The sequence below is a fragment of the Thermoactinomyces sp. CICC 10523 genome, from assembly GCF_016055105.1.
Lineage (GTDB): Bacteria > Bacillota > Bacilli > Thermoactinomycetales > Thermoactinomycetaceae > Thermoactinomyces_A > Thermoactinomyces_A daqus.
This window is the reverse complement of the sequence record NZ_JAECVX010000001.1, coordinates 344,706-359,198: the sequence shown is the minus strand read 5'-3', so window position 1 is coordinate 359,198 and position 14,493 is coordinate 344,706. Positions and strand designations below refer to the sequence as shown.

Genomic DNA, 14,493 nt, shown 5'->3' with positions numbered 1-14,493 from the left:
TTATGAAAGAAGTCGTAGCCTATTTGGGACCAGCTGGAACCTTTACCCATGCGGCTGCAGAGTGGTTATTCCCGGAGAAACACGCGGTTTTGCAGCCGTATTCCACGATCCCCGACTGTTTGCAAGCAGTTGCGGACAGAGAAGTTCAGTTTGCCGTCGTTCCGGTGGAGAATGCCATCGAAGGATCGGTCAATTCAACATTGGATTGGCTGATTCATTATATTGATGTCCCGATCGTTGCCGAACTGGTTTATCCGATTGCGCAATGCCTGATGGTTCATCCGTCGCAAAAGCACCGTCCGCTGCGGGAATTCGGAAAAATTTTGTCCCATCCCCAAGCGATTGCGCAGTGCCAACGGACGCTTCGGCAAAAAGCGCCCATGGCTGAATTTGTCTTTACCGACAGTACGGCCAAAGCGGCCGGACTCATAAAGGAACAGCCTGATCAACCATGGATGGCCGTCGGTCCGGCCAAAGCGGCGGAATTTAACGGATTGTCGATCCTGATGGAAAATATGCAGGATCATCAAAATAATTTTACGCGTTTCCTCGCAGTCGGGTGGAAAGAGAAGGAAAACCGTCAATCTGCCGATTTTTGCAAAACGAGTTTGCAGATTACGCTTCCCTCAGATTACCCGGGAGCGTTGTATCAGGTTTTGGCCGCTTTTTCATGGCGCAAGATCAATTTGTGCCGGATAGAATCACGGCCGACGAAGACGGGGCTGGGAAATTATTATTTTATCATCGATGCTGAGTTGCCTGTTGACCATCTGTTGATGCAGGGGGCCATTTCTGAAATTGAAGTGTTGGGGTGCCAAGTGCGGATACTGGGTTCCTTCCCCTGTTTTTATAAAAAAAGTTATGAAAAAATAGCGTCGAAATCAAATTTTGCACAAAATGATTGACAGTTTTATAGCATGGGGATATAATGATTTACAAATTTATTAAGAGGAAATTTTCAGTCTTATCAGAAGGGTACCTAGGGTTCCGTCCATTTGATTCAAGGGAGTCTGGACCAAGCGGTATCGGCACCGGGATATGGTGTACACCGTGGGGATAAAAGCCTCCAGCGGCAGGTTCTGATGCAAGGGATCAAACTGTGCCGTCGGAGGCTTTTTCTAATTTCTGATGTTGGGGAATATCCGCTGCATCGTGTCATTGAGTAAACAAAAATCACCAAAACGAGGAGGAAGGCAACATGACGGCTGACGAGCGCTGGGTATTTATCAATGGGGAGTACAAGAGGAAAGAAGAAGCTGTGGTCTCCGTTTTCGATCATGGCTTCCTTTATGGAGACGGTATTTTTGAAGGAATTCGCGTTTATGACGGAAATATTTTCAGATTGAAGGAACATATCGAGCGTCTGTACGACTCTGCCAAATCGATTTTGCTCCATTTGCCGTATACCCGGGAAGAGATGGAGGATCTGGTCTGCGAGGCGGTTCGCAAAAATGGGTTGCGCGATGCTTACATTCGTCTGGTCGTTTCCCGTGGCCCCGGAGATCTCGGGCTTGATCCCTCCAAGTGTAAGTCGCCGAATGTGATCATCATTGTTGATCAAGTCCGCTTGTTTGCTCGTGAGATGTATGAAAAGGGGATTTCCGTGATCACGGTGCCGACGCGGAGAAATATCCCGGATGCGCTCGATCCAAAAATCAAATCCTTAAATTATCTCAATAATATTCTTGTTCGTATAGAAGCCAACAAGGCCGGTGTTGCCGAAGCGTTGATGCTGGGAATGAACGGGTATGTGGCTGAAGGTTCGGGAGACAACGTTTTTATCGTGAAACGAGGCGTTCTTTATACTCCTCCCTGCTATATCGGTGCGCTGGAGGGAGTGACGCGCAACGCAATCATGGAACTGGCGGAAAAATTGGGGTATGTCGTCAAAGAACAGCCTTTTACCCGCCACGATGTCTATGTGGCTGATGAGGTGTTCCTCACCGGAACGGCAGCGGAAGTGATTCCGGTGGTCGAAGTTGACGGACGTTCCATTGGAACCGGAGTACCGGGGGTTATTGCCAAACAGTTAATGGAGGAATTTGCCAAAGTCGTCAAGGTGGACGGAATTCATGCCTACGGCGGGCATCAGGCTCAAGTGAGATGAGCCAAAAGAGGCTGTATTGCCAATCCGGCGATACAGCCTCTTTTTATTTCAATACCATCAAGCGAGGATGTCGCGGCGGGTAAAGACGACAAAGGCTACCAGAAGGGAAAGAAGCGACCATATGCTTAAAACGGCGAGAGAGAAAGGAAGACTCATTCCTTCGACCAGGGTCGGATGCCCTGAGAGATAATCGGTTAAGCCCAGATTGGTAAAGGCAAGGTATTTCAGCGCTTCCCAGGACGGGGCCAACTGGCTGAGCAAGCCTCCCGAGATCACGGCTGCCAGCATGATCCCCATGCTTGAAGCCGTGCTCCTGACCAAAACGGAGACCATAAATGAGATGGTGCCGATCGCGCAGCAGGAAAACCAGGCCAATCCGTAAGCCATTAAGTCATATTTCCATTGCGGCAAAAGATGGACATGGGTGGTGACCAGATTGTTTCCGTTTTGCGAAAAGCCTGTTAAAACCGGCATGGTCCATCCTTCATAGCCGAAAACCGCGCCAGAGATGACATAACCGAGAACGGCCGTCATAAGAATGAGGAAAGAAGTTCCCAGCAACAAGGCGATATATTTGCTGAGCAAGATTTTGAAACGGGGCACGGGCCGGGTTAGCAACAGCTTGATCGTCCCAGCCGAATGTTCGGATGAAACAATATCCGCAGCCAGGATGACGACAAGCAGCGGCAAAAAGAGTTCGACCGCCTGTTCCACAAATTTGCGGATAAAGGTCGGTCCTCCCGGCGCGGTCGGATTGATGTCATGGTCCAAATAGTATTGTTGCTGCTCAATGTTCAATTTCAGATATTTTTTCCATTCATCCGGGATCTGATTGGATGACAGGCGGTTTTGCGCATCAACGATTTGTTGCGTCAGAAGCGCATGCCAATCGGAAGTGCCCAATCGTTCCATGGTCTCTTTTGTCGTCCGGTACTGGGCATATGTAAAAATGGGAATCAAAATAAGCAAAATCAGGGCGATGACCCAGATCCGCTTTTTGCGAATCAGCTTCATCATTTCGTTATAGATCAGATGCTGCACTTTCCACTCCTCCTGTCATTTGCAAAAAGATATCCTCAAGGGTCGGGCGGTGTGTGCGGATCTCATGAACCAGAATCTGCTTATCAACCAAGGAGCGATTGGTTTCCGCTATTTTTTCAGCCGGCATATGAACGAGAATTCGCCCGTCATCCGGCTGTTCCCATCGGGTGACATAAGGCAGGGATTGCAGCACCTTCAGCCCGCGGTCGGCCGGTTCGATTTTCCATTCGACCATGGATTGGTCTCCGACGAGTTCGCCGATGGGGCCGGTTTGAACCAGCTTTCCCTGGTGAATGATGGCCACACGGTCGCACATCAACTGCACCTCATGCAAAATATGGCTGGAGACAAAAACACTGATTCCATCCTTGCGGGCAAGTTTGCGAATGAAGGCGCGCAATTCGCGAATTCCGGCCGGATCCAGGCCGTTAGTCGGTTCATCAAGAATGAGGAGTTTCGGTTTTCCCAACAATGCCTGCGCAATGCCGAGACGTTGTCTCATGCCGAGTGAATAGGTTTTGACAGGATCATCGATGCGTTCCGTCAGTTCGACTTGTTCCACCACCTCACGGATACGGGCATGATCGATGCGGGCCATCCGGGCAAACAATTCCAAATTTTCCCTTCCGGTTAGGTACGGGTATAATTCCGGGTTTTCGACAATACAGCCCACATGGGAAATCGCTTTTAAAAAGTCGGTTTGCAAATCATAGCCGCCGATTTTTACCTTTCCTTTGCTGGGGCGGATCAGTCCGACCAACATGCGGATCGTCGTCGTTTTTCCCGCTCCGTTGGGCCCGAGAAAACCAAAAATCTCCCCTTCGCCCACTTCAAAGGAGATATCCTGAACAATTGTTCTCCTGCGAATCGTTTTGCTTAAACCTTCGACGTACAACACCGGTTTATTTTGTTTGGCCATCAGTCGTTTCCTCCTTCGGCGGGTCTTGGATCACTTGCCACAAGCGTTCCACCATGCGCTCATAGCCCAGATGGTTCGGATGGAAATGGTCACTGTACAAATATTTCCCCGGATCCATGGCGAACAGGTCAAACGTGGGGATGACGACCACGCGATCAAATTGCACCGCTGTTTGCGAAATTGTGTTGTTCCAGGCAGTCACGAGACGCGAAGCGAGGTTTGCTTCCGGCAAGTCGCCGAATGGATTGTAGATGCCAAACAGATAGACCGTTGCCTTGGGATTGCATGTTCGTATTTCCGTCAGGATATCGGTCAGGTTTTGCTGATATTGAAGCCGGCTTTTCTCGGCGGCAGCCACATCGATCTTTTTCAGACTGCCGCTGCTTTGAAACAAATCATTGCTTCCGATGGTCATGACAATCCACTTCGCGTTTTTGAGCAGATTTTGTATGTGCGGCTGTTTGATCTGCCGGCGCAACTCATCGGACGTCAGCCCGCTGACAGCCAGGTTTACGCTGCTCATCGGTTCCTTTTCCCTTAAGGTTAATTGCGTTTTGACAATGCCAAAATACCCCTGCCCGCCGGGGTCGCCAATTCCCCGCGTCAGTGAATCGCCCAGCCCGAGCAGCAATCCGCCGGCCGGGACGGGAAGAGTTTCATTTGGCTTTGATGAGGCCTTCACGCTTTCGGAACCGGACGGCTGAAGAATATCCCGGATGCCCCAGGCACATCCCAGCGCCAAAAACAGAAAGGAACAGACAGACAGGAAATAGATTGTGTTCCAGAGCGATTTTTTTACCATAAGCGATCCTTCTTTCCGTCGAGTTGATCTGAGCAGGATTTTTTGAGTACCTTCTTATTTTAAAGCAATTTTTAAACAAAAATTTCTGTAAGGCAAAAAAATGCTTAATTGTGCATAGGATGATAATGATCAGCATTTGTTAAGGGGGTTGTTTCATGAAGATTCATATTGTAAGACCCGGGGATACGCTTTGGGTACTCGCTCAAAAGTATAACACACCGATTGAACGGCTGCGCGAAGTGAATCCGGAATTGACTGAAGGAAATGAATTGGAACCGGGCATGAAAATACGGGTGCCGACAGGGAAATTTCTCCTCTCTTCTTCGAAAAATAAGGAAATGGAGACGAAGATCGGGGATGTCCCCGCTGAGGAAGAAAAACGGAAAACAATAAAAGCGGAAAAGGATCGTAAGCAACAGATGGATTTTTTGCCAAAACCTCCGCATATTCCGGAAATGCCGTTTTATTATCAGGGATTTTCTTCATCGTTTGACTCACCGGAATCTTCGTTTTTTGATGAAGGGGGTTACCGCAAGACCCCGGTTCCGCCAGTGAGCCCTTATCCTTATCATATATCCCATTTTTGGCCGCAGCCAGTATACGGGCCGACACCGTTTGTTTCCGCTTTTCCCTATCCCTATGGGTCAGGATATGGTTATCATGTTCCCTATTTTCCGTCTGTGTCAAACTACAGTCCCGAGGCTTATCAGCCAGATCCCTACGGTGGGCAAGAGCAGGCAACTCCGGCATTCAGCAGTCCGGTTTCAGCAAACTGGCCAGTAAAAGAAAGCTCTTCAAGCGAAGGGTAACACGGGAAGGGGAAGAAAATGAAACGACCCCGGCGGGAGTTATTGGAGCGGATATTACATACTGAGGTACGTAATATTACTCCTTATCGAAGGAATTGGTATATAGAAACGGCGCAGATGCACTGGATTGCCAAGCGTATGCACACAGGCCGCCTCCAGTGGTGGTGCAGGGTGGACAATGAATTGAGGCAACGGGGATTTCAGGCCATGTTGCCAATTTGCTCTGATGGGCAAAATTGGCTGCTCACTCCTTTTATTAAGGGAAAGTCAGGGAAATATTCACGGCTTGAAGATGTAAAAAGCATGGTTAAAATACTCGCCGCTTTCCATCAGACAGGAAGGGAACTATGGACGCCTCCCCGAAAAGAGGCGGCTTTTCTTCTTTATCAGCGCGTGGCAGAACGCCTCGCGCGTTTTTATCAGGTGCTGAGGCGCGTCAACAAGGTGGAGGGGGATCTGGGAAAACTGCTGGTGAAAGTCGGAAAAGATTTCTATCTGGAAGGATTGCGTTGCTGGGAAAAGTTGGAGCGGCTACCGTTAAAAGAATTTTGCTATCAGGAATATGAAAGAAGATGTCTGGCTCATCGTGATCTGGCAAGCCATAACTGGTTAATCGGAGAAGACCGGACCATCTGGCTCATTGATTTTGAGACGGCAGATTATGATTGCCAAGCCGGTGATGTCTGGCAAATGGCCTCCCGGATGTTAACGGAAAACGACTGGAATGAAGATTGCGGCGAGATGTTTTTGAATGCATACGAATCCGTGCGTCCTCTCTCATGGCTTGAGAAAAAAATCATTGCAACTCTGTTTCAATTTCCGAATGATTTCTTTCGGGAAGTAGTGGGCTTGGCTGAAAAAAAACGTAATTTTTATACTCAACATTCCCTCCCTTATTTGGTTAAAATAATAGAACACCGGGATAAGTGGAAAGAGTTTTGCAAAGGAATCGCCTATTGGTAGTCCGTATGGGCTTATGGTATGATTTAGATTGGTTTTATTAAGCCTTGTTCTTGCCTGAGGAGGCCAAAGCATGAGAGTAGGACTTGCACAAATCAGACCACACTTGGGCCGAGTGGATATCAATGTGGAATTGCACAGGGAAATGATCCACCGGGCCCGTGAAGAACAAGTGGATCTTCTTATTTTTCCCGAGCTCAGTTTAACGGGATATAACTTGTTGGATTTGACGTATGAGATGGCGATGGATCCGTTTAGCCCGGAAATCCAAAGGCTGGCCCAGGAAGCAGGCGAAATGGATCTCGTCATCGGTTTCATCGAACACAGCCCTGAGCATATTCTTTATAATTCGGCGGCCTATCTTACCGCCGGGAATCTTCATTATTTGCATAGGAAGGTATATCTGCCTACATATGGAATGTTTGACGAAGGGCGTTACGTTGGACAAGGCCAGGTGATCCGCAGTTTCCCGACGCGGTTTGGCCAGTTTGGCATGCTGATTTGCGAGGATTTCTGGCATCTGTCCGCTCCTTATCTCCTGGCACAGGATGGAGCCCATCTGATCATCGTTCCGTCAAACTCACCCGGACAGGATCTGACCGGGCCGGAATTGAGAGCGCAGGAATCATGGTATTCCCTGCTGAAAAATTATGCCTTGCTCAGCGGCACTTACCTGTTGTTTGCCAACCGTGTCGGGACAGAAGATGGCATTACCTTCTATGGCGGATCAGCCGTCGTCGACCCGTTCGGCAAAATCGAGAAGAAGGCAGGCTTGTTCAAAGAAGAATTGCTTGTGGTTGACATCGACATGGAAAAAGTGAAAAAGGCCCGATTCCAAATGCCGCTGCTGCGGGATGAAAATTTGGATCTCACCATTCGCGAATTAAATCGGATCAAGCGTAAACGGACAGGGGAGGGAACATGGTAATGCAGATGATCGAAGAAATGCTGGAACAAGCGCCGTATTTGCGGCTGAATGAAGAACTGGCCACGACCCTCCTGACGACCGCTTTGCGCGAAGAGGTGAACAAAGCCGGTTTTAACAAGGTGATTATCGGATTGTCCGGCGGGATTGATTCAGCTCTGTCTCTGTATCTGGCTGTGAAGGCGTTCGGGCCGGAAAATGTCGTGGCGGTGCGGATGCCGTACAAAACGAGCAGCCCGGCCAGCCTCGAAGATGCTCAGGCGGCGATTGATGGAACCGGGGTGGAGTCGATCACGATTGATATCACGCCGCAAATCGATGCCTATTTTGAGCAGTTTCCCGAAGCGACACCGTTGAGACGTGGAAACAAGATGGCACGTGAACGCATGACCATTCTGTATGATTTGTCGGCGGCGTACGATGCCCTGGTTGTTGGGACGAGCAACCGCACGGAGATTTTGCTCGGCTACGGAACACAATACGGGGATACTGCTTCTGCGATCAACCCGATTGGCGATTTGTATAAAACGCAGGTACGTCAACTGTCGGCGTATCTGAACGTGCCCGAGCAAATTATTACCAAAGCCCCGAGCGCTGACCTGTGGGAGGCCCAAACTGACGAAAGCGAACTGGGATTCAGCTATTTCGATGTCGACCGGTTGCTCTATTTCATGATTGATCAGCGTTATACGCTTGATCAGCTGCGTGCGCTCGGTTTTGAAGATGATTTTATTGAACGGGTGAGCAAACGGATCATCCGCAATCAATACAAACGGACCATGCCGATCATTTTGAAAACAGGTACGCGGACCGTGGGAATGGATTTCCGCTATTTGCGCGATTGGGGCTTATGACAGAAGGGAGAGTCGTTTGGTAAAATGGCAGGTCATTCCAAGTGGAAAAATATCCAGCACCGAAAAGGGCGTCAGGATGCGCTTCGTGGAAAGATTTTCGCCAAATTGTCACGGGAAATTTATGTTGCTGCTCGCGCCGGGGATAAAGATCCCGCGAACAATCATCAGTTGCGTTTGGCCATTGCCAAGGCGAGGGCGCAAAACATGCCGAGCGACAACATTGAACGGGCCATCAAAAAAGCTGCGGGTGCAGGAGAAGGCCGGGACTTTGAAGCAATCACTTACGAGGGCTACGGCCCCGGCGGTACTGCGATTATGGTCGAAGCGTTGACGGACAATCGCAACCGCACGGCCGCCGACATCCGCCATATTTTTTCCAAACGCGGCGGAAATATGGGAGAATCGGGCTGTGTTGCCTGGATGTTTGAACGGAAGGGGATATTGGTCATCGAACGCGACTCGACGGATCTGGATGAAGAAGAGATCATGATGTTGGCGATCGAGAGCGGGGCAGATGATTTTGAAGCGAATCCGCAAACTTATGAAATTATCACTTCCCCGGAATCCTTTGAAGAGGTAAAACAGGCTCTGGAAGCTGAAAATCTCACCTTCTCCACCGCTGAAGTCACATTCGTCCCCTCCAATAAGGTGGAGCTTCACGGCGAAGTGATCAAAGATGTGATCGGCTTGATCGAAGCGCTGGAAGACCATGACGATGTGCAAAACGTTTATGCCAACATCGAAGTGGATGAAGACGAGTTGGCCAAGTATGCGGACTAAAAAAAGCGGACAGAGGAAGATCTCCCTCAGATCTTGCGGGTTTGAGGGAGGTTTTTTAGTATGAAAGCATGCTGTTGACCGGATTGAGTCTGAGATAAGAAAAGAATATTTTTCAGATACAGGAGGAAGAGATTGTTTTTTCTGAATGATATGATATCATTTTGCGTAGTGGCAACCCGATGGCGAGGAGGAAGCACATGGGATTGGCAACCGAATACCTTGCAGTTGTGATCAAGCAATTTCGCATAATGAAGCAAACCGGTGAAAGTGCGATGGCGCAATGCAGTTTCGCTGATCTCCAAAAAAAGATCGGGTTGGAAAGCAACAGCATTGCCGTCATCGTGAAGCATTTACATGGAAATATGCTGTCGCGCTGGACGGATTTTTTAAGAACGGATGGGGAAAAACCATGGCGCAACCGCGATGAGGAATTCACGGATGGATATCAAAGCTTGGAAGCGATGATGGCTGATTGGGACAAAGGCTGGGAAACCGTCTTTGACGCACTCACTTCGCTGACGGAAGAAGATCTGGCAAAAACGGTGACCATTCGTGGTGAAAAACACAGTGTGATCCAGGCGATCGAGCGTCAGATGTACCACTATTCCTATCATATCGGGCAAATCGTTTTTATCGCCAAAGCCCTGAAAGATCGGGATTGGGCCAGCTTGACGATTCCCAAGGGAAAATCAGAGGAATTTAACCGGCAAAAACAAAAAGAGGCGCGGGATTGATGCGCCGTCCGTTTGAAAACAAAGGATTGTTGGAGGACGCGCATATCATTTGCGGTTCGGGCTGCGCAACGCCGATTTTCAGCGGTCAACATCTGTAAAAACATTCCTGTTTTCATTTTTGCATATCCTTGTTCCTTTTGCCCCCATTCTGTAATAGGGGTGGGTTGAAGGCTTGCTGATGCAAACCGGCTGCCCCTGCTTTTCCCGATTACTGCGTTTCATCACATTGATTCATGACATGCCAGGAGAGTGAACCAATGTTTAAAGAGATATTAGCCAGCATGAAAATCGGCTCGGCCAAAGTAAATGCCGTTCTGGACAAAACCACCTTTCGCCAGGAGGAGGAGATTGAAGGCCTGATCGAGATCGAAGGGGGCGATGTCGAACAAGAGATCAAGGAGATCAATCTGCAGCTGTTGGTCGATATTGTGGGTGACCAGCATTTTCCTTTCATCTGGCAGGAGCAAAAAATCAATCCGATCGGCGTGATTGCCCCATATGAAAAAAGATCCATCCCGTTTGCTTTTGCACTGGCCGAAAATGTGCCAATCACTACGCCAAACTACAAAATTTTATTGCGTACCGAATTGGCCATCGATTATGCCATCGACCCGAAAGATCGCGATGTTATCGCAGTGGAAGCGCATCCCTTTTTGAATTTGGCCATCGAATCGCTGAAGCGCCTCGATCTGGATCTGAGCTATGTCGGACATACGACTGAATTTGCCGGCGACAAAGTGCGCGGCTGTCCCTTCCATCAGGAGTTTGTCTTTTCGCTGTCGTCGCAATATGATTACCTGTCCGATGTGCGGCTGGTCAACTTTGGAGGAGGCATAATGGCCTTGGAATTACATAAGCAAAAAGATGAAGAAAATCATGCGGTCGATGATCGTAGAAGGGTTAACTTCACCGTGGATGAAGAGGATTTGCAGGATAACGGAGCCCGATTGACTACGTTCTTCCAAAAACAGTTGGAGCAAAAATAAGGCGGCGGGAGGGGAAGAATGTCCTTCTCCTGCTTTTTTAATCCCGTCATGTTCCCATGCGCTGGCGCATATGATCCTGAATAGGTGTAACAGGAACAGGAGAGACGGGTTATGGGCAGGTTGATCAAAAACTTTCAGTTGGAAAAAGCCCTGCAGGAGGTATTGGAGATCCAGGAAGGAAAAGGGGACTGGGAAGAGTGGGAGAAACGATGGTCCGATGAGGTTAGAGAGAAAGCGGAAAAAGAGATGAAAATCTTTGCCCTGCTCGGTTGGTTAAAACGCTGATCCTGGGTCTTCACTTGTGAAGCGGGTGACCTTACATTTGGAGGTCACCCGTTTTTTTTGAGATTCTTCCCCGCTTTTCTTTTTAAAAAACTGAATGACGAGGCAGGAAGTTCGGACAAAATCATCCCGGCCAAAATAAACAGACACCCGAGGAAGGAGCGTCCGGTCAATGCGATTCCGTTCCAGAAGTAATCTCCCAACGCCGCAAAGACGGGTTCCAGGGAGAAGATGAGCGCTACTCTTGTCGGACTCGTTTGTTTTTGTACATGAGTTTGGGCGATAAAGGCGAGTGAAGTGCAAAACAAAGAGGTAACCACAAGCGCAATGATCACCCCTGGCGTGAACAGGTGCCCGAGCCCTGCGAAAATGATCCGCCGCTCAGTGAACAGTGCGCAAATTCCGCTTAGCACGGCCACCGTGGCCAGTTGGATCGTGACCAGGTGCATCATCGAAGTGGAATTTGTATATTTCCCGGTATAAATAATTTGCAAAGCGAAAAAAATAGCACAGAGAAAGGCGAGCACATCTCCGTAGTTAACAGAACTGAAATCAGTAAAGGCGAGGAGATACAAGCCGCAAAGAGCAAGCAATGCTCCAATGGCGGACGAAAATTTCATTTTTTCTCTCAGAATAAAAAGGGCAAAAACCGGAACCAGAGCCACGGAAGTGCCAGTGAGAAATCCCGATTTGCCTGAAGTGGTATAGAGCAGGCTGAAGGTTTGCAAGGCGTAGCCCAAAAACAGAAACAAGCCCAACAGGGCTCCGGCAGTCCAATTTCGTTTACGGTCGCTTTTTGATAAATTTTCCGGTTTTCGACAAAGCAGGTAGATGAAAAGAAAAAAGGCCGCCAAGGCAAAGCGGATCATCAAGAAATGAAACGGAGGAAGGGTGGCAATTGCATCTTGCACCAGCACAAAGGTAATTCCCCAGACAAAGGCAATCCCTGTCAACGTTAAATCGGCAACCCAGCGTTTTTGCATGGTTTTCTCTCCTTTCGATTCCATTTTCCCGGAAAGATCCGCTTCATTCAAGAAACTTTTTCCGGGATTTTGCCCAGTGTTGGGGATGAATGGAATTTCCTTTTTGAGGAAAATATTTAAAAAAAGGCTTTTTTGGACAGATTTAAGGGTTTTAAGGATATTTTTTAACAATTATTCGTGTTATTATATACTCATAAATCCAATAAAAATACTATGATTTATAGTGGCCGGAAAGGTGTTTTTCATGTTGCAGCTCATGGATCATGCGATTGCAGATCGCCTTCGTTTTTTCTATTCATTTCTCCGTTCTCCAAGAACAGTTGGAAGCGTCACTCCCAGTTCCCGATTTTTGGCCCGGGCGATGTTAAAGGAAGTCGATTGGGCCCGCACGGAGATAGTGGTGGAATTGGGAGCGGGAACAGGGGTTTTTACTGAAGGCATAAAAAAATTGGCACGATCAGGCGCCAAAAAGATGATTTTTGAAAAAGATCTCCATTTGCGTGAACGATTAATCCGTCGTTTTCCGGATTTTATCATTGGTGACAACGCCTGTGAACTGATTCCGTCGTTGGCGGATAACGGGATTGAACCCGGGCAGGTGGACGTAATTCTGTCGGGATTGCCTTTTGCTGTTTTGCCGCAGCCATTGCGGGACCAGATTTTGACGGGTGTGTACCGGGCCTTAAAACCGGATGGCATCTTTATCACATTCCAATATTCGTTGCAGATGAGAAAACAATTGCTGGATCGTTTCCATACGGTGGATCTGTCCTTTGTCCCCTTCAATCTTCCGCCAGCCTTTGTCTACCATTGCCGGAAAAAGGGTTGACAACAGGTTTATCCTGAGGCTTTCGACCAAAAAGAAAGCCTTTTTTATTTGTTGTTAAAAGAATGCTGCAACAGACTGGATCATTAGGAAATAAAAATAGTGCTGTCGAAAAGAAACGGATGTGTTAGAATAAACCCGTATATGAAAGGAATTTGTTATCATAGAAGGGATTTTGTCTCTTTTAAAGTGCGTGACTGGCCGCACTTTCTTTTTCTTTGGGAGTGGTTTACAACATGACCGGTTTTAAGAGAGTGGCAGGGGTAACGGGGGCTATGCTCGCCATGGTTTTGTTTGTGTCGGCTTGTGCCAAGAAGGAGAGTTCCCTGCCGAAAGACCGCGGACCATCTGAAGTTTCGCGGAAGTCTTCGCAAGAGGCGGGTCAGATGGCAGAGGAAAGCTGGCAAAATCAAGCGAAGGGATTTCCGCCGCCCGAACATCAGGTAAGTGAGGCGCAACCGGCCGTCGCCAAACCCGAGGAGGCGATGACCAAAGATCAGATGGCGGAATTGGATCGGATCAAAGAAAAGACCATGGTTTTTAAAGGCCCGAAATTCAAAAAACAGATTGCCCTGACTTTTGATGACGGACCGGATCGGGAATTTACACCGCAAATCTTGAAGATTCTTAAACAGAAGCAGGTTCCGGCCACATTTTTTGTCGTCGGGAATATGGTGAAGAAATATCCGGATATGTTGAGGGAAATCGATCGCGACGGGCACACGATCGGGAATCATTCTTTTAATCATCCTCAATTGACGAAGTTAAAACACCCGGAAACCGACAGGCAAATCGGCCAAACCAATCAGTTGATTTATCAAACGATCCATAAATCGCCATTATTGTTGCGCCCGCCTTACGGAGCCATTAATGATCAGCTGGAACAGCACTTCGGGCAGAAAAACTTTAAAATTATCCAGTGGAGTGTTGATACGCGCGATTGGGCCGGACAGTCTCCGGAGCAAATCATGGCCACCGTGAAACGGGAAGCGGACCCTGGCGGAATCATCCTGCAGCATTGCGCCGGGGGCAAGCAGCTGCAATCCACGGTTCAGGTGCTTCCCGGTTTGATCGATTACTTTCGGGGGCAGGGATATGAATTTGTGACAGTGGACAAATTGTTGAATATCCCTGCTTATGAAGAGTATACGAACAAGGTGAGTCAATGAGAACGACAAGTGAACATAAGAGAAATGGTTTGGTTCGCCAAAAGAGCGCCTGCCATTTCGAAGCGAATGATCGGAACATACCGGGCAGATGCGGACGGCAGGAGAGTGATCTTCTGCCGTCCGCTTTTTTTCCGTCAAAGCGCGTTGCTGGCCGGCTTTTGATCTGCCAAGGTTCTTAAGTCGGCCAGTGGTGGCCGGTCGAAATCAATAAACGATCGGGTCCGATCTTCAGTCCGGCCGATGCTTTGCCCGGCTTTATTCCATTTCATCCCCCGGCGCTCCCTGTTTTATGGTATAATCGTCCGAAGAGAATGAG

General features: G+C 48.5%; 17 protein-coding genes. 12 read left to right on the top strand and 5 right to left on the bottom strand.

Annotated features, from left to right (window positions below; translation table 11 throughout):
- Positions 1-2 precede the first annotated feature (2 nt).
- Both pheA and ilvE read left to right on the top strand, forming a co-directional pair.
- Positions 3-905, top strand: a complete 903-nt coding sequence (gene pheA / locus I8U19_RS01850) for a prephenate dehydratase (RefSeq protein WP_198055020.1) — start codon at positions 3-5, stop codon at positions 903-905.
- A 293-nt stretch (positions 906-1,198) separates the two neighbouring features.
- On the top strand, positions 1,199-2,107 hold the full coding sequence (gene ilvE / locus I8U19_RS01845) for a branched-chain-amino-acid transaminase (protein ID WP_033099208.1): 909 nt from the start codon (positions 1,199-1,201) through the stop codon (positions 2,105-2,107).
- Between the two features lie 57 nt (positions 2,108-2,164).
- On the opposite strand, the gene I8U19_RS01840 is transcribed toward ilvE, so the two are convergent.
- Genes I8U19_RS01840 through I8U19_RS01830 form a run of 3 tightly spaced genes read right to left on the bottom strand, consistent with a single transcriptional unit; the run spans position 2,165 to position 4,869 of the window.
- Positions 2,165-3,148 (bottom strand): ABC transporter permease, encoded by a 984-nt coding sequence (locus tag I8U19_RS01840; protein WP_198055019.1) that lies wholly within the window; start codon positions 3,146-3,148, stop codon positions 2,165-2,167.
- The gene (locus tag I8U19_RS01835) at positions 3,129-4,067 is read right to left on the bottom strand and encodes an ABC transporter ATP-binding protein (protein WP_033099206.1); all 939 of its coding nucleotides are present in this window, start codon (positions 4,065-4,067) and stop codon (positions 3,129-3,131) included. The genes I8U19_RS01840 and I8U19_RS01835 overlap by 20 nt, the downstream gene beginning before the upstream one ends.
- Entirely contained in the window at positions 4,051-4,869 is an 819-nt protein-coding gene (locus tag I8U19_RS01830) for a GDSL-type esterase/lipase family protein (protein WP_198055018.1), read from the bottom strand. Before I8U19_RS01830 ends, I8U19_RS01835 begins: the two co-directional genes overlap by 17 nt.
- 155 nt (positions 4,870-5,024) lie before the next feature.
- On the opposite strand from I8U19_RS01830, the gene I8U19_RS01825 reads away from it, so the two are divergent.
- The 8 genes from I8U19_RS01825 to I8U19_RS01790 all read left to right on the top strand — a co-directional run bounded on the left by I8U19_RS01825 (position 5,025) and on the right by I8U19_RS01790 (position 11,202).
- Positions 5,025-5,678 (top strand): LysM peptidoglycan-binding domain-containing protein, encoded by a 654-nt coding sequence (locus tag I8U19_RS01825; RefSeq protein WP_033099205.1) that lies wholly within the window; start codon positions 5,025-5,027, stop codon positions 5,676-5,678.
- Between the two features lie 18 nt (positions 5,679-5,696).
- A complete protein-coding gene (locus I8U19_RS01820) occupies positions 5,697-6,641 on the top strand; it encodes a phosphotransferase (RefSeq protein WP_198055017.1) in 945 nt (314 codons plus the stop codon).
- Positions 6,642-6,711: 70 nt separating this feature from the next.
- Positions 6,712-7,566: a nitrilase-related carbon-nitrogen hydrolase gene (locus I8U19_RS01815; RefSeq protein ID WP_198055016.1), complete on the top strand. Its 855-nt coding sequence runs from the start codon at positions 6,712-6,714 to the stop codon at positions 7,564-7,566.
- Positions 7,566-8,417, top strand: a complete 852-nt coding sequence (locus I8U19_RS01810; protein WP_081943630.1) for an NAD+ synthase — start codon at positions 7,566-7,568, stop codon at positions 8,415-8,417. The genes I8U19_RS01815 and I8U19_RS01810 overlap by 1 nt, the downstream gene beginning before the upstream one ends.
- A 24-nt stretch (positions 8,418-8,441) precedes the next feature.
- Complete coding sequence (locus tag I8U19_RS01805; protein WP_033099202.1) at positions 8,442-9,197, top strand: YebC/PmpR family DNA-binding transcriptional regulator; 756 nt, start codon at positions 8,442-8,444, stop codon at positions 9,195-9,197.
- A gap of 197 nt (positions 9,198-9,394) precedes the next feature.
- Positions 9,395-9,931 carry a DUF1572 family protein gene (locus tag I8U19_RS01800; RefSeq protein ID WP_033099201.1) on the top strand — a complete coding sequence of 179 codons (537 nt, stop codon included), beginning with the start codon at positions 9,395-9,397 and terminating at the stop codon, positions 9,929-9,931.
- A gap of 257 nt (positions 9,932-10,188) precedes the next feature.
- Complete coding sequence (locus I8U19_RS01795; RefSeq protein ID WP_198055015.1) at positions 10,189-10,917, top strand: sporulation protein; 729 nt, start codon at positions 10,189-10,191, stop codon at positions 10,915-10,917.
- Positions 10,918-11,028: 111 nt separating this feature from the next.
- Positions 11,029-11,202, top strand: coding sequence for a hypothetical protein (locus tag I8U19_RS01790; protein ID WP_160173775.1), 174 nt, complete (start codon positions 11,029-11,031; stop codon positions 11,200-11,202).
- A gap of 44 nt (positions 11,203-11,246) precedes the next feature.
- Here I8U19_RS01790 and I8U19_RS01785 read toward each other — a convergent pair whose 3' ends face one another.
- Positions 11,247-12,182, bottom strand: coding sequence for a DMT family transporter (locus I8U19_RS01785; protein WP_198055014.1), 936 nt, complete (start codon positions 12,180-12,182; stop codon positions 11,247-11,249).
- Positions 12,183-12,426: 244 nt separating this feature from the next.
- On the opposite strand from I8U19_RS01785, the gene I8U19_RS01780 reads away from it, so the two are divergent.
- Both I8U19_RS01780 and I8U19_RS01775 read left to right on the top strand, forming a co-directional pair.
- The gene (locus I8U19_RS01780) at positions 12,427-13,011 is read left to right on the top strand and encodes a class I SAM-dependent methyltransferase (protein ID WP_033099352.1); all 585 of its coding nucleotides are present in this window, start codon (positions 12,427-12,429) and stop codon (positions 13,009-13,011) included.
- Between the two features lie 233 nt (positions 13,012-13,244).
- On the top strand, positions 13,245-14,177 hold the full coding sequence (locus I8U19_RS01775; RefSeq protein ID WP_232337198.1) for a polysaccharide deacetylase family protein: 933 nt from the start codon (positions 13,245-13,247) through the stop codon (positions 14,175-14,177).
- A gap of 134 nt (positions 14,178-14,311) precedes the next feature.
- Here I8U19_RS01775 and I8U19_RS17465 read toward each other — a convergent pair whose 3' ends face one another.
- Complete coding sequence (locus tag I8U19_RS17465; RefSeq protein WP_255517781.1) at positions 14,312-14,446, bottom strand: hypothetical protein; 135 nt, start codon at positions 14,444-14,446, stop codon at positions 14,312-14,314.
- Positions 14,447-14,493 lie beyond the last annotated feature (47 nt).

Bases quoted from the DNA above. Each gene is read 5' to 3' on its own strand.
- I8U19_RS01805 (WP_033099202.1), top strand. From the start codon at position 8,442: ATGGCAGGTCATTCCAAGTGGAAAAATATCCAGCACCGAAAAGGGCGT.
- pheA (WP_198055020.1), top strand. From the start codon at position 3: ATGAAAGAAGTCGTAGCCTATTTGGGACCAGCTGGAACCTTTACCCAT.
- I8U19_RS01795 (WP_198055015.1), top strand. From the start codon at position 10,189: ATGTTTAAAGAGATATTAGCCAGCATGAAAATCGGCTCGGCCAAAGTA.
- I8U19_RS01810 (WP_081943630.1), top strand. From the start codon at position 7,566: ATGCAGATGATCGAAGAAATGCTGGAACAAGCGCCGTATTTGCGGCTG.
- I8U19_RS01820 (WP_198055017.1), top strand. From the start codon at position 5,697: ATGAAACGACCCCGGCGGGAGTTATTGGAGCGGATATTACATACTGAG.
- I8U19_RS01800 (WP_033099201.1), top strand. From the start codon at position 9,395: ATGGGATTGGCAACCGAATACCTTGCAGTTGTGATCAAGCAATTTCGC.
- I8U19_RS01815 (WP_198055016.1), top strand. From the start codon at position 6,712: ATGAGAGTAGGACTTGCACAAATCAGACCACACTTGGGCCGAGTGGAT.
- I8U19_RS01785 (WP_198055014.1), bottom strand. From the start codon at position 12,182: ATGCAAAAACGCTGGGTTGCCGATTTAACGTTGACAGGGATTGCCTTT.
- I8U19_RS01835 (WP_033099206.1), bottom strand. From the start codon at position 4,067: ATGGCCAAACAAAATAAACCGGTGTTGTACGTCGAAGGTTTAAGCAAA.
- I8U19_RS01825 (WP_033099205.1), top strand. From the start codon at position 5,025: ATGAAGATTCATATTGTAAGACCCGGGGATACGCTTTGGGTACTCGCT.
- I8U19_RS01830 (WP_198055018.1), bottom strand. From the start codon at position 4,869: ATGGTAAAAAAATCGCTCTGGAACACAATCTATTTCCTGTCTGTCTGT.
- I8U19_RS17465 (WP_255517781.1), bottom strand. From the start codon at position 14,446: ATGAAATGGAATAAAGCCGGGCAAAGCATCGGCCGGACTGAAGATCGG.
- I8U19_RS01780 (WP_033099352.1), top strand. From the start codon at position 12,427: ATGTTGCAGCTCATGGATCATGCGATTGCAGATCGCCTTCGTTTTTTC.
- I8U19_RS01775 (WP_232337198.1), top strand. From the start codon at position 13,245: ATGACCGGTTTTAAGAGAGTGGCAGGGGTAACGGGGGCTATGCTCGCC.
- I8U19_RS01790 (WP_160173775.1), top strand. From the start codon at position 11,029: ATGGGCAGGTTGATCAAAAACTTTCAGTTGGAAAAAGCCCTGCAGGAG.
- ilvE (WP_033099208.1), top strand. From the start codon at position 1,199: ATGACGGCTGACGAGCGCTGGGTATTTATCAATGGGGAGTACAAGAGG.